General features: G+C 59.9%; 10 protein-coding genes. 9 read left to right on the top strand and 1 reads right to left on the bottom strand.

The window, feature by feature from the left end; genetic code table 11:
- The 9 genes from glnE to GHO42_RS03300 all read left to right on the top strand — a co-directional run.
- Positions 1-2,771: bifunctional [glutamate--ammonia ligase]-adenylyl-L-tyrosine phosphorylase/[glutamate--ammonia-ligase] adenylyltransferase (glnE, locus tag GHO42_RS03340; protein WP_153384111.1), on the top strand; the 2,771-nt coding region annotated here is incomplete at its 5' end.
- A 118-nt stretch (positions 2,772-2,889) separates the two neighbouring features.
- Positions 2,890-3,813, top strand: coding sequence for a branched-chain amino acid transaminase (locus GHO42_RS03335; RefSeq protein WP_095000905.1), 924 nt, complete (start codon positions 2,890-2,892; stop codon positions 3,811-3,813).
- 59 nt (positions 3,814-3,872) lie between these two features.
- On the top strand, positions 3,873-4,907 hold the full coding sequence (waaF, locus tag GHO42_RS03330) for a lipopolysaccharide heptosyltransferase II (protein ID WP_095000906.1): 1,035 nt from the start codon (positions 3,873-3,875) through the stop codon (positions 4,905-4,907).
- Positions 4,908-5,969: a lipopolysaccharide heptosyltransferase I gene (waaC, locus tag GHO42_RS03325; RefSeq protein ID WP_095000907.1), complete on the top strand. Its 1,062-nt coding sequence runs from the start codon at positions 4,908-4,910 to the stop codon at positions 5,967-5,969.
- Complete coding sequence (locus GHO42_RS03320) at positions 5,969-7,090, top strand: glycosyltransferase family 4 protein (RefSeq protein WP_095000908.1); 1,122 nt, start codon at positions 5,969-5,971, stop codon at positions 7,088-7,090. Before waaC ends, GHO42_RS03320 begins: the two co-directional genes overlap by 1 nt.
- A complete protein-coding gene (gene rfaP / locus GHO42_RS03315; RefSeq protein WP_095000909.1) occupies positions 7,090-7,896 on the top strand; it encodes a lipopolysaccharide core heptose(I) kinase RfaP in 807 nt (268 codons plus the stop codon). The genes GHO42_RS03320 and rfaP overlap by 1 nt, the downstream gene beginning before the upstream one ends.
- Positions 7,896-8,630 (top strand): lipopolysaccharide kinase InaA family protein, encoded by a 735-nt coding sequence (locus tag GHO42_RS03310; RefSeq protein ID WP_095000910.1) that lies wholly within the window; start codon positions 7,896-7,898, stop codon positions 8,628-8,630. Before rfaP ends, GHO42_RS03310 begins: the two co-directional genes overlap by 1 nt.
- Positions 8,627-9,382 (top strand): lipopolysaccharide kinase InaA family protein, encoded by a 756-nt coding sequence (locus GHO42_RS03305; protein ID WP_095000911.1) that lies wholly within the window; start codon positions 8,627-8,629, stop codon positions 9,380-9,382. The genes GHO42_RS03310 and GHO42_RS03305 overlap by 4 nt, the downstream gene beginning before the upstream one ends.
- Entirely contained in the window at positions 9,382-10,824 is a 1,443-nt protein-coding gene (locus GHO42_RS03300) for a lipopolysaccharide kinase InaA family protein (protein ID WP_153327265.1), read from the top strand. Before GHO42_RS03305 ends, GHO42_RS03300 begins: the two co-directional genes overlap by 1 nt.
- An 87-nt stretch (positions 10,825-10,911) precedes the next feature.
- Here the strand turns inward: GHO42_RS03300 and GHO42_RS03295 are convergent, their stop codons facing one another.
- Entirely contained in the window at positions 10,912-13,029 is a 2,118-nt protein-coding gene (locus tag GHO42_RS03295; protein ID WP_153327263.1) for a TonB-dependent receptor, read from the bottom strand.
- Positions 13,030-13,067 lie beyond the last annotated feature (38 nt).

The following is a 13,067-nucleotide window of genomic DNA, read 5'->3' as shown; positions in this document are numbered from 1 at the left end:
TTATAGAACAGTCTTTGCGTGACCCTTTGATGTTGCTCGAACTGGCGCGCTCGGGTGAGCTGGACCGCACCTTCGCCCCCGGCGAGTTGTGCGGGCAGATTGCTGCTGCCGCGCAGGCCGCAACCAGCGATGACGAACTGGGCCGCGCACTGCGTCGTCAGCGCACCCGCCAGCAAGTGCGGATTATCTGGCGCGATATCAATCGTCAGGCCGACCTGATCGAAACCTGTCGCGATCTGTCGGACATGGCCGATGCCAGCATCGATCAGGCCTATCGCTGGCTGTATCAACGTCATTGCCAGCAGTTCGGCACACCCATTGGCAATCGCAGTGGCGAGCCGCAGGCGATGGTGATCCTGGGCATGGGCAAGCTCGGCGCCGTGGAGCTGAACCTGTCTTCAGACATCGACCTGATCTTTGCCTACCCTGAAGGCGGCGAAACCGTGGGGGCCAAGCGGGCGCTGGACAATCAGGAGTTCTTTATCCGCTTGGGCCAGCGCCTGATCAAGGCGCTGGATCCGATGACGGTCGACGGCTTTGTGTTTCGCGTCGACATGCGCCTGCGTCCTTATGGCTCATCCGGTGCGCTGGTGTTGAGCTTCAACGCGCTGGAGCAGTACTACCAGGATCAGGGCCGTGACTGGGAGCGTTATGCAATGATCAAGGCCCGGGTCGTGGCCGGTGATCAGGTGATGGGCGCGCAGTTGCTCAGTCTGTTACGCCCGTTTGTGTATCGTCGCTACCTCGATTTTTCCGCGATTGAAGCGCTGCGCACCATGAAGCAGTTGATCCAGCAGGAAGTGCGGCGCAAAGGCATGGCTGACAATATCAAGCTGGGGGCGGGCGGTATCCGCGAGGTCGAGTTTATCGCCCAGGCATTCCAGCTGATTCACGGCGGCCGCGATCTGAGCCTGCAACAACGGCCGCTGCTGAAAGTCCTGACCATCCTGGAAGGCCAGGGCTACTTGCCTGCAGAGGTGGTCGGCGAACTGCGCGAAGGTTATGAGTTCCTGCGTTACACCGAGCATGCAATCCAGGCCATTGCCGACCGCCAGACTCAAATGCTGCCCGACAATCAGCAGGATCAGGCCCGCATTGCCTTTATGATGGGTTTTGACAGCTGGACCGCATTCCATGAACAGCTGATGGCGTGGCGTGGTCGTATTGACTGGCACTTCCGTCAGGTTATTGCTGACCCTGATGAAGAAGAGGTCATCGACGAAGGCGAGCTGATTGTCGGTGGTGAGTGGTTGCCGCTGTGGGAAGAGGTCCAGGACGATGCCGCAGCCTGCGCGCAGTTGGAAGAGGCCGGGTTTGTCGATGCGCCCAAAGCCCTGAAACAACTGGCGGCCCTGCGTTCCAGTCCGCAACTGCGCTCTATGCAGCGCTTGGGGCGCGAGCGTCTGGATGCTTTTATCCCGCGCTTGCTGGCGCAAGCCGTTGAGCACGCCAACCCTGATCTGGTGCTGGAGCGGGTGCTGCCGCTGGTCGAGGCGGTGGCCCGGCGTTCTGCTTATTTAGTGTTGCTCACCGAAAACCCAGATGCTTTGCGCCGTTTGCTGACGCTGTGCGCAGCCAGCCCGTGGATCGCCGAGCAGATCACCCGTTTCCCGTTGCTGCTCGACGAGTTGCTCAACGAGCGCCGTTTGTTCAAGCCGCCGCTGGCCCCTGAGCTGGCCGCAGAGTTGCGTGAACGCCTGACGCGTATCCCCGAAGACGACCTTGAGCAGCAGATGGAAGCCTTGCGCAACTTCAAGCTGGCCCACCGTTTGCGGGTCGCGGCATCGGAAATCTCCGGCAGCCTGCCTTTAATGAAGGTCAGCGATTACCTGACCTGGCTGGCCGAGGCCATTCTGGAGCAGGTGCTGGCCCTGGCCTGGCGCCAGACAGTGGCCAAGTACGGCACGCCACAGCGCACCGACGGCAGCCTGTGCGATCCCGGCTTTATTATTGTCGGCTACGGCAAGGTCGGTGGCATCGAGCTGGGGCATGGCTCGGATCTGGACCTGGTATTTATCCACGATGGCGACCCGAATGCTGAAACCGATGGCGCCAAGCCCATCGACGGTGCGCAGTTTTTCACCCGTCTGGGCCAGCGGATCATCCATTTGCTCACGGCGCAGACCAACTCCGGGCAGTTGTATGAGGTCGACATGCGCCTGCGCCCGTCAGGCGCTTCGGGGTTGCTGGTCAGCTCGCTAGGTGCTTTTGAGCGCTATCAGGAAAACGAAGCCTGGACCTGGGAGCATCAGGCACTGGTGCGCGCCCGCGTGCTGGTGGGCTGCAAGCAGGTGGGCGCGGCCTTTGAACAGGTGCGCGCGAGCGTATTGGGCCGCGAGCGGGATTTGCCGACCTTGCGTCAGGAGGTCAGCGAGATGCGGGCCAAGATGCGCGACAACCTGGGCACCCGGATTACCGCTGCCGGAACCGCAGAAAACGCCTTCGAGGCAACGGTGCCGTTCGACCTCAAGCAGGACGCCGGAGGTATCGTCGATATTGAATTTATGGTGCAATACGCGGCCCTGGCGTGGTCCAGGGAACACCCGGCGTTACTGCGCTACACCGACAATATCCGCATTCTGGAAGGGCTGGAGCAGGTCGGGCTGATGCCCGCCACCGATGCCAGCCTGTTGCGCGAGGCTTACAAGGCCTTTCGCGCCGTCGCCCACCGGCAAGCCTTGCAGAAGGAAGCCGGGGTGGTCACGGGGGATCAATTTGTGGTCGAACGCCAACACGTACGGCGCATCTGGTCCGAGCTAGGATTGAGCTGATTTGCTGGCTCACACACAGAGTTAAAGCTGTAAGAACGTATCCGGCGGGTCCATAAGGCCCGTCCAATTTGCCTGCCGCCTCGTGGTGCGGGTGCTGGATTCTTTGAGGAGCGTAATGATGTCGATGGCTGATCGTGATGGTGTGATCTGGTATGACGGCAAGCTGGTGCCGTGGCGTGATGCCACGACCCATGTGCTGACCCATACATTGCACTACGGCATGGGCGTGTTTGAAGGTGTGCGCGCTTACGAAACCCCGCAGGGCGCGGCGATTTTCCGCTTGCAGGCGCACACTGACCGTCTGTTCGATTCGGCCCACATCATGGGCATGAAGATCCCGTTCAGCAAAGACGAAATCAACGAAGCGACCCGCGTAGCGGTGCGTGAAAACAACCTCGACAGCGCCTATATCCGCCCGATGGTGTTCTACGGTTCCGAAGCCATGGGCCTGCGCGCCACCGGCCTCAAGGTGCACGTGATCATCGCCCCCTGGAGCTGGGGTGCCTACATGGGCGCCGAAGCGCTGGAAGTCGGAATCAAGGTGCGTACCAGCTCCTTTACCCGCCATCATGTGAACATCTCCATGACCCGGGCCAAGGCCAACGGCCATTACATCAACTCGATGCTGGCCCTGCAGGAAGCGATTTCCGGTGGAGCCGACGAAGCGCTGTTGCTCGATCCGGAAGGCTTTGTGGCTGAAGGCTCGGGCGAAAACGTATTCCTGGTAAAGGATGGCGTGATCTACACCCCGGACGTGACCGCGTGCCTGAACGGCATTACCCGCAGCACGATCCTGACCCTGGCCACCGAGCTGGGGTACAAGTTTGTTGAAAAACGCATCACCCGCGACGAGGTGTATATCGCCGACGAAGCGTTCTTTACCGGCACTGCCGCTGAAGTGACGCCGATTCGCGAAGTCGACGGGCGTCAAATCGGGATCGGCCGCCGTGGCCCGATCACCGAAAAACTGCAAAAGGCTTACTTTGACCTGGTGACCGGCAAGACTACGGACCATCCAGAGTGGCGTACACTGGTCAAGTAATGTCGGCATAGCATCACAGCAGGGAGGCGAATGCCTCCCTTGCTTGTTTATGGAAACTTATGAATATTTTGATCGTTGGGCCCAGCTGGGTCGGTGACATGGTGATGGCGCAGACACTGTTCCAGTGCCTCAAGCAGCGCCACCCGCAGTGCGAAATCGATGTGCTGGCTCCCGAGTGGAGCCGGCCCATCCTTGAGCGCATGCCTGAAGTTCGCAAGGCCTTGAGCTTCCCGCTCGGCCACGGCGCGCTTGAACTGGCCACGCGACGCAAGATCGGCAAGTCCCTCAAGGGCCAATACGATCAGGCAATCTTGTTGCCCAACTCGCTTAAATCGGCCCTGGTGCCATTTTTTGCGGGTATTCCCAAACGTACCGGCTGGCGCGGCGAGTTCCGCTACGGCCTGCTCAACGATGTGCGCAAGCTCGACAAAGAGCGCTACCCGCTGATGATCGAGCGCTTTATGGCCCTGGCCTATGAGCCTGGGGCCGACCTGCCCAAGCCGTACCCGCGCCCTGATTTGCAGATTGACCCGCAAAGCCGTGCCGGCGCACTGGCCAAGTTCGGCCTGGAGCTGGATCGTCCGGTGCTGGCGCTGTGCCCGGGTGCCGAATTTGGCGAGTCCAAGCGCTGGCCGTCCGAGCACTACGCCAAAGTTGCCGAACAAAAGATCCGCGAAGGTTGGCAAGTGTGGCTGTTCGGCTCCAAAAACGATCACGGGGTAGGCGAAGATATCCGTTCGCGCCTGATCCCGGGGCTGCGCGAAGAGTCGGTCAACCTCAGCGGCGAGACCTCACTGGCCGAAGCCATCGACCTGTTGTCCTGTGCAGATGCCGTGGTGTCCAACGATTCCGGGCTGATGCATGTGGCCGCTGCGCTGAACCGCCCGCTGGTGGCGGTCTACGGCTCCACTTCGCCAGGTTTTACCCCGCCCTTGGCGGACAAGGTCGAAATTGTGCGGCTGGGCCTCGATTGCAGCCCCTGTTTTGACCGTACCTGCCGTTTTGGCCACTACAACTGCCTGCGCGAACTGATGCCGCAGCCGGTGATTGAAGCCTTGCAGCGCCTGCAGGGTTCACCGGTCGAGGTTAACTAGGTGCGCGTTCTGTTGGTCAAAACTTCATCCCTCGGGGATGTGATCCATGCCTTGCCGGCGCTGACCGATGCGGCGCGGGCGATTCCGGGCATCACCTTTGACTGGGTAGTGGAGGAGGGCTTTGCCGAAATCCCGACCTGGCACCCGGCGGTGGGCAAGGTGATTCCGGTGGCGATCCGCCGCTGGCGCAAAAATATCTGGCAGACCCTCAAGAGCGGCGAGTGGAGCCGCTTCAAGCAAAGCCTGCGCGCCGAAAAATACGACCTGGTGATCGACGCACAGGGCCTGGTCAAGAGTGCCTGGCTGACCCGTTATGTAAAAGCTCCGGTTGCCGGGCTGGATAAAGACTCCGCCCGGGAACCGTTGGCCAGCCGCTTTTACCAGCGCCGCCTGGCGGTAGCCCGCGGGCAGCACGCGGTTGAGCGTCTGCGTCAGTTGTTCGCGGTCGCGCTGGGCTACGACCTGCCCAAAGGGCTGGGCGATTACGGCCTGGATGTCGAAAAGCTGGTTGAGCTGCCACGCAAAAAGCCCTTCGTGCTGTTTTTGCATGGCACCACCTGGGACACCAAGCACTGGCCCGAAGTCTATTGGCGCGATCTGGCCCAGCGCATGGGCCATCTGGGCGTCGAAGTGCGCCTGCCGTGGGGCAATCCGGCTGAAAAAGCCCGGGCCGAACGCATTGCCAATGGCTTGAATAATGCCGTGGTACTGCCCAAATTGAATCTGGCCGGGGTTGCCAAGGTACTGGCCAGTGCCAGTGCCTGCGTGGCAGTCGACACCGGGTTAGGGCATTTGGCCGCTGCACTGGATGTGCCGACCATTTCTTTGTTCGGGCCTACCAATCCGGGCCTGACCGGTGCCTATGGCAAGGTACAAATTCACCTGGCCAGCGATTTTCCGTGTGCGCCATGCCTGCAGAAAAAATGCACCTACACTCCGACTGCACAGGACCAGCAGCGGTTTGATCTGAAAAACGAGTGGCCACTGTGCTTCACCCGTTTGAACCCTGAGCGTGTCGCGAGTCGATTAAGCACGTTGTTACTGGCTGAGGAACTGCGCTGATGCAACTGGCTTTTGTGCTGTACAAATACTTTCCGTTTGGTGGGCTGCAACGGGATTTCATGCGCATTGCGCTGGAATGCCAGAAGCGCGGCCATCAAATCCGCGTCTACACCATGATCTGGGAAGGCGATATTCCGCCCGGATTCGAAGTGCTGGTGGCGCCGGTCAAGGCGTTCCACAACCATACCCGCAATGAAAAAATGCTCGCCTGGATGCAGGCCGATCTGGCCAAGCGCCCGGTAGACCGGCTCATCGGCTTCAACAAGATGCCGGGGCTGGACGTGTACTACGCGGCGGACGGCTGCTTTGAAGACAAGGCGCAAAACCTGCGTCATTCGTTTTATCGCTTTTTCAAGCGCTACAAGCACTTTGCCGAGTACGAGCGCGCGGTGTTCGCCAAGGACGCCAAGACGGAAATCCTGATGATTTCCGAAGTCCAGCAGCCGCTGTTCATCAAACACTACGACACCCCGCTGGAGCGTTTCCACCTGCTGCCACCGGGTATCGCCCTGGACCGTCGCGCGCCGGACAATGCCGCCGAGATTCGCGCCGAGTTCCGACGTGAATTCAATCTGGCAGACGACGACTTGTTGCTGGTGCAGATTGGCTCGGGCTTCAAGACCAAGGGTGTGGATCGCAGCCTCAAAGCGCTGGCGGCCTTGCCGGGTGAGCTTAAAAAACGTACGAAATTGTTTGTAATCGGCCAGGACGACCCCAAAGTCTTTCAATTGCAGAGTGCCACTTTGGGTTTGGGCGATCATGTGCAGTTCCTCAAGGGGCGCAGTGATATCCCGCGCTTCCTGCTGGGCGCTGATTTGCTGATTCATCCGGCCTATAACGAAAACACCGGCACTGTATTGCTTGAGGCACTGGTAGCGGGTTTGCCGGTGCTGGTCAGCGCTGTTTGCGGCTACGCCCATTACATCAGCGACGCCGATTGCGGTCGGGTCCTGGACGAGCCGTTCGAGCAGGCGCAACTCAATGAATACCTGACACACATGTTGTCCGACGACACTGCGCGCGCGGCCTGGAGCCGAAACGGCCTGGCCTACGCGCAGACGGCCGACCTCTACAGCATGCCGCAGCACGCTGCGGATGTGATTCTGGCGGAGCAACACTGATGAAACTGATTCTTGCCGAACCGTTCAAGAGCTTGTGGGCAGGGCGCGATGCGTTCACCGAAGTCGAGCGTCTGGAAGGCGAGGTTTACCGCGAACTGGAAGGCCGGCGTACCTTGCGTACCGAAGTCGACGGGCGCGGTTTCTTTGTGAAAATCCACCGTGGCATTGGCTGGGGTGAAGTGTTCAAGAACCTGCTGACGGCCAAGCTGCCAGTTCTTGGCGCCGGCCAGGAGTGGCGGGCGATCAAGCGCCTGCACGAAGTGGGTGTGCCGACCATGACGGCCGTGGCTTACGGCGAAAAGGGCAACAACCCGGCAGCCCAGCATTCCTTCATCATCACCGAAGAACTGGCGCCGACGGTCAGCCTCGAAGACTTCAGCCTCAACTGGGTCAAGCAGCCACCGCAGCCCAGGCTCAAGCATGCGCTGATCGCTGAAGTGGCACGAATGACCGGCATGATGCACCGTGCCGGGGTCAACCACCGTGACTGCTATATCTGCCATTTCTTGCTGCACACCGACAAACCGGTGACCGCAGACAACTTCCGCCTGTCGGTGATCGATCTGCACCGCGCCCAGACTCGCGCCGTGATCAGTAAGCGCTGGCGCAACAAGGATCTGGCGGCACTGTATTTCTCGGCCCTGGATATCGGCCTGACCCAGCGGGACAAACTGCGCTTCCTGCGCGGTTACTTCCAGATGCCCCTGCGCCAGATCCTGCGCGAAGAAGCCCGCCTGCTGGCGTGGCTCGAAGGCAAGGCGAACAAACTCTACGAACGCAAACAGCGTTATGGAGATGCACTGTAATGGCGGGTTGGAATCTGGAACCTGCTTACAGTGCGTTGGCGTCTGATTTTGGCAGTCTGGAGGCAGTATTTGCCTTGCAGGGGGAGCATCTGACGCGCGATCCGCTATCGGAAGTCATCCGTGTGCAGCGCGATGGCGTGAATTATTACGTCAAGCGCTACACCGGGGCCGGCAAGGGCCTGCGCCGTTATCTGGGCCGCCCGCGGGTCAAGTCCGAATGGCAGAACCTCAAGCGCTTCGCCAAGTGGGGTATCCCCACGGCCGAGGTGGTGGCCTGGGGCCTTGAACGCAGTGGGTTCGCCTACTCCCGTGGCGCCATGATCACCCGCGAACTGCCCAATACCCGGGATTTGTCAGAGTTGGCGGACAACCATGATCCGCTGCTCAAGGATCGTGCCTGGGTAGATTGTGTCAGCCGTCAGTTGGCGCGTTATACCAAGACCATGCATGACCATCGCTTTACCCATAACGACCTGAAATGGCGCAATTTGCTGATCGATGAGCAGCCCAAGCTGTTTTTGATCGATTGCCCCAACGGCGATTTCTGGCGCGGCTTCTGGCTCAAATACCGCATCACCAAAGACCTGGCGTGCCTCGATAAAGTGGCCAAGTACCATTTGTCCTACACCCAGCGTTTGCGTTTCTATTTTCAATACACCGGGCGCACGACGCTCAATGCGGCGGACAAGGAACGTGTCCGTCATATCGTGCGTTTTTTCGAGGGCCGGGAATGACAGACTTTATGGCAGACGCCGACCGGGCATTGCTTGAGCGCAATGGCCTGGCTGACTTTGATGCCCTGTGGGCCGTGCAGCTGGAAGCGGTAGACGAGCCCAATACCAGTGGTGGCGGCTGGAGTAGCGTGTTTCGCATGGATCTTGAAGGTCAGGGCTATTACCTCAAGCGTCAGAGCAATTACCTTACGCGCACGCTGCACAGTCCGCTGGGCGAGCCGAGTTTTGCCCGCGAATTCCGTAATATTCAGCGCTATAAGCACATAGGTATTCCTGCGCTGGAAGCGGTGTTTTTTGGTGAGCGAAAAGTGCCGGGCGAGCGTCGTGCAGTGCTGATGACCCGTGCGCTGGACGGTTGGAATGACCTCGACTCGCTGCTCGAGCAATGGCCGCAACTGACCACAGAGCAGCAGCAGGCGATTTTGCGCGAATGCGGCCAATTGGCTCGTCGGCTTCACGCTGCGCGGCAGGTGCATGGTTGTTTTTACCCCAAGCATATCTTCCTGCAGGCCGATGGCGCGGGGGGGTATCGCGCTCAATTGATCGATCTGGAAAAAACCCGGCCCTTGTTGCTGGGCCAGCGGGACAGGGTCAAGGACATTGAGCCGTTGTTGCGTCGGGCCGATGTCTGGAGCGAAGCAGAGGTGCGCGCCTTGCTCGCTGCTTATCTGGAACAGCCCGTCGACAGTTCCTTGGTCGATGCCTGGCTGACGCGACTGTATGTGCGGCGCAATCAAAAAGGGGGGCGCTGATGCGTTTGTCCGAACTGCTGAAGGCTGGCCGTGCGCCAGGCTTGCCGCTGAGTATCGAACTGGCCGACGCAGCAGGGCCTGCGCAGTTGCAACTGCTGACCTTGCTGCGGGTATTGCCGGGCCAGCGTTATGTCGGTGCCGGGGTGTGGCGCGGGCGTACCGTGCTGGCCAAGATGATGGTCGGCAACAAGGCTGCGCGCAACTTTCAGCGCGAGCTGACCGGGGTGCGTCTGCTGGCTGAACAAGGCTTGACCACGCCGCAACTGCTGGCTGATGGCTTGCAGGAAGGTGAGGGGGGCTGGTTGCTGTTGGAGTACCTGGAGGGCGCTCAGAGCTTGGGCGATGCCTGGGATGCAGTCGCGTCGTTGCCGGTGCTGGCTGATGAACAAGTGGCCGTACTTGCCGAGGCTTTGACTGCCATCGGGCAGATGCACCGCAAGGGTCTGTGGCAGGAAGACCTGCATTTGGACAACCTGTTGCGTCAGGACGGCAAGCTGTATTTGATCGATGGTGCAGGCATCTGTGTCGAAGAGGCAGGCAAACCGCTGTCGCGGCAAAAAGTGCTGGAAAACCTCGGCGTGTTTTTTGCCCAGTTGCCCAAAAGCCTTGAGCCGTTTATCGAAGAATTACTCGTGCACTACCTGCTGAGCAACGGCGAGCATGCCTTGCCGCTTGAAGCGCTGCTCAAGCAGGTCGAGAAAGTCCGTGCCTGGCGCCTGAATGACTTTTTAAACAAGGTTGGCCGTGATTGCTCGTTGTTCAGCGTGCAACGCGGGGCGTTTGCCCTGCGTGCCGTCCTGCGCGAAGAAGAGCCGGCGATGTTGCCCGTTTTGGCCAGGGCTGATGCGTTGCTTGATCAGGGGCATCTGTACAAGACCGGTGGCGCGGCGAGTGTCGGCAAGGTTGAAGTGGCGGGCCGCATGCTGGTGGTCAAGCGCTATAACATCAAGGGCTTTGCCCACTGGCTCAAACGTTTCTGGCGCCCGAGCCGGGCCTGGCATTCATGGCGTGAAGGCAATCGTCTGGCGTTTTTGGGCATTGCCACGCCCAAGCCGCTGGCGCTGCTGGAAACCCGGTTTTTGTGGTTGCGGGGCAAGGCGTATCTGGTGACCGAGTTTTTGCCGGGGCCGGATATCATCGAGCGTTTCGCACCCTATGTTGAGCACGGCGATGCGCCTGAAGCCGAGCTGGTGGCGCTGGAACAGCTGTTTGCCGACTTGATTCGCGAGCGCATCAGCCACGGTGACCTCAAGGGTCATAACGTGTTCTGGGATGATGGCCGCTGGGCACTGATCGATCTGGATTCGATGTGCCAGCACCGTTCGGCGAGCAGTTTCGCTGCAGCGTACGCCCGCGACCGGGCGCGCTTTATGCGCAACTGGCCAGTGGACAGTGCGCTGTATCAGGTGATTGACGGGCGGCTGCCGAAAAACCTTGGCTGAAGCCTGACCAAGACTTTCTGTGGGAGCGAGCCTGCTCGCGAATGCTCTTCGCGAGCAGGCCGCTCCCACAGGGATGGTGTTATGGCTTTAGAAGCTGTATTGCGCCCCGGCCCCGGCATACCACGAGCGGCCCGGTGCTGCTTCGTAGTAGCGGCTATTGGAGTCGCCGACAATCACCGAGCCCACATACTGACGGTCCAGCAGGTTGTCCAGACGCAAGGTCTGGTGGAAGGTCCAGTGCTCGATCTTCTGTTCAAACTTTGCCCGCCAGTTGAATACGGTGTAGGCCGGAGCCGCCCTGGCGGTGTTGGTGTCTTCCACATACACCTTGCTGCGGTACATGCCTTCAATGGCCGTGCTGACCCAGTCGGTCGGCTTCCAGTTCACTTCGGCAAACAGAGTGGTCTGCGGTACGCCTGGCAGGTAGTTGCCTTTGTCGACTTCCTTTCTGGCGGTCCCACTACCACTTACGAAGTCACTGTCATAGGTCGCTTGCAGGCGGGTGTAGGCCAGGGTTGAGGTCCAGTGCTCGGCGAGCTGGCTTTCTACACCCAGTTCAAAGCCCCGGCGCAAGGTGCGTCCGGCGTTTTGATAAATTGCTCGGCCTTGATCATTCTCCAGAATTGCCAACTCATCTTCTGTCGTAATTTGAAATACAGCTGCGTTGATTCGAGTGTTGTTTAGTTGCGCCTTCAGACCTATTTCGTATTGCGTGCTTTCAGCGGGTTTGAGAGCAAAGTTAAACCCGTTGTTACCTTTGGTATATGCGAGTTCAGCCTGCGTAGGCGTTTCAAAGCCTTTGCCTGCGCTGACATAGCCATGCAGCTCGGGGGTGAAGGCGTACATCACGCTTATCGACGGAGTGGCTTTTTCATAACGCTTGGTGCCGCTGTCGTCGCCGTTGGTGGCGGTTATGAATTGATCATCGACGTCCATTTCCATTGTGCTGTAGCGCAGGCCGGCTTGTACCGTCCAGTTGTCCAGCGCCCAGTTGGCCTGCACATACGGGTCGAGGCTACGGGCGGTGTCCACTTCATCTCGTACCAGTGCGCCTTTGACCCCCAGTTCGTTGCCGATGAAGTTGTTGTAGCCGTGGCGGCTGTCCTGGCTCTGGTCGAAGTCCAGGCCGCCAATCAAGGTCAGATCACCCGGTACGCCGTACACCGGTTGCATCCAGCGTAGGCTGCCGCCGTAGAATTTTCGATCGAATTGCACCACACCTCCGCCCTGATAGTTGCTGGGGTTTGGTCTTGGTGGGTTCCCGATAGTTTTAGGAATCGCCAAATACTGAATAACGCTGCGCGTACCGGTATAGGCATTGACCTGCAGGGTAGCGTCACCGATATAGCGCTCGTAGTTCAGGCCCAGTTGCTGATGGTCGATGCTCTTACGGGTGTTGTAGGTAATGGCATTGGGCGTTACCGAGCGCGGGTCGGCCTTGTAGGCTTCCCAGCTTTGGCCCAGCGGATCCTGTGTGCCGTTTTGCTCAAGGCTGCTGTAGATCAGCGCCAGCTTGCTGTCTTCGTCGGGCTTGAGGTTGAGCTTGGCGAAGGTCTGGTCCCGGCGTGCGGCGCTGTGGTCGCGGTAGCCGTCGGTGTCCATGCGTGAGGCATCAAGCACAAAGCCGACGTCGTCGGTGGCGCCCTCGGCGGTCAGGTGGTTCTTGCTCATGCCGTCGCTGCCGACCAGAGTCTCGGCGCCAATGCGCGGCGGGCCCTCGCCGTCGCGGGAGAACATTTGAATCACGCCACCGGCGTTACTGCCATACAGGGTTGCCGCCGGGCCGCGCAGCACTTCAATGCGCTCGGCGGTATCGAGGTTGAAGGTTGCAGCCTGGCCCTGACCGTCGGGGGTGCTGGCCGGTATGCCGTCGGCAATCAGCTTGATGCCGCGCACCCCAAACGCCGAGCGGGCACCAAAGCCACGGGAAGATATTTGCAGGTCCTGGGCATAGTTCTGACGGTTTTGCACCACCAGCCCCGGTACACGGGACAGCACCTCGGATGCATTGATGCCCAGTTGGCCATCCTGGATTTGCTCCTGATTGATACTGTCCACCGAGTACGGCAGGTCAAAACTCGGGCTGGCGCTGCGCGAGCCGGTGATGACACTGGGATCCAGCTCCAGGGTTTCGGCGCAGACGACAGGTGCCAGGCACAGGCCTGGCAGTAACAGGGCAAGGTGAGCAGGTGTGAAATATTTCATGGGCAAATCGGGTTCCGTGTGACGCGACCCGTCCAGGG

The organism is Pseudomonas sp. FSL R10-0056, from assembly GCF_009600105.1.
GTDB classification, from domain to species: Bacteria; Pseudomonadota; Gammaproteobacteria; order Pseudomonadales; family Pseudomonadaceae; genus Aquipseudomonas; species Aquipseudomonas bubulae.
This window is presented reverse-complemented; position numbering and strand designations above follow the sequence as displayed.

What these genes read in the sequence shown, in the direction of transcription:
- GHO42_RS03335 (WP_095000905.1), top strand. Translation starts at nt 2,890, where the DNA reads ATGTCGATGGCTGATCGTGATGGTGTGATCTGGTATGACGGCAAGCTG.
- waaF (WP_095000906.1), top strand. Translation starts at nt 3,873, where the DNA reads ATGAATATTTTGATCGTTGGGCCCAGCTGGGTCGGTGACATGGTGATG.
- GHO42_RS03320 (WP_095000908.1), top strand. Translation starts at nt 5,969, where the DNA reads ATGCAACTGGCTTTTGTGCTGTACAAATACTTTCCGTTTGGTGGGCTG.
- rfaP (WP_095000909.1), top strand. Translation starts at nt 7,090, where the DNA reads ATGAAACTGATTCTTGCCGAACCGTTCAAGAGCTTGTGGGCAGGGCGC.
- GHO42_RS03310 (WP_095000910.1), top strand. Translation starts at nt 7,896, where the DNA reads ATGGCGGGTTGGAATCTGGAACCTGCTTACAGTGCGTTGGCGTCTGAT.
- GHO42_RS03305 (WP_095000911.1), top strand. Translation starts at nt 8,627, where the DNA reads ATGACAGACTTTATGGCAGACGCCGACCGGGCATTGCTTGAGCGCAAT.
- GHO42_RS03300 (WP_153327265.1), top strand. Translation starts at nt 9,382, where the DNA reads ATGCGTTTGTCCGAACTGCTGAAGGCTGGCCGTGCGCCAGGCTTGCCG.
- GHO42_RS03295 (WP_153327263.1), bottom strand. Translation starts at nt 13,029, where the DNA reads ATGAAATATTTCACACCTGCTCACCTTGCCCTGTTACTGCCAGGCCTG.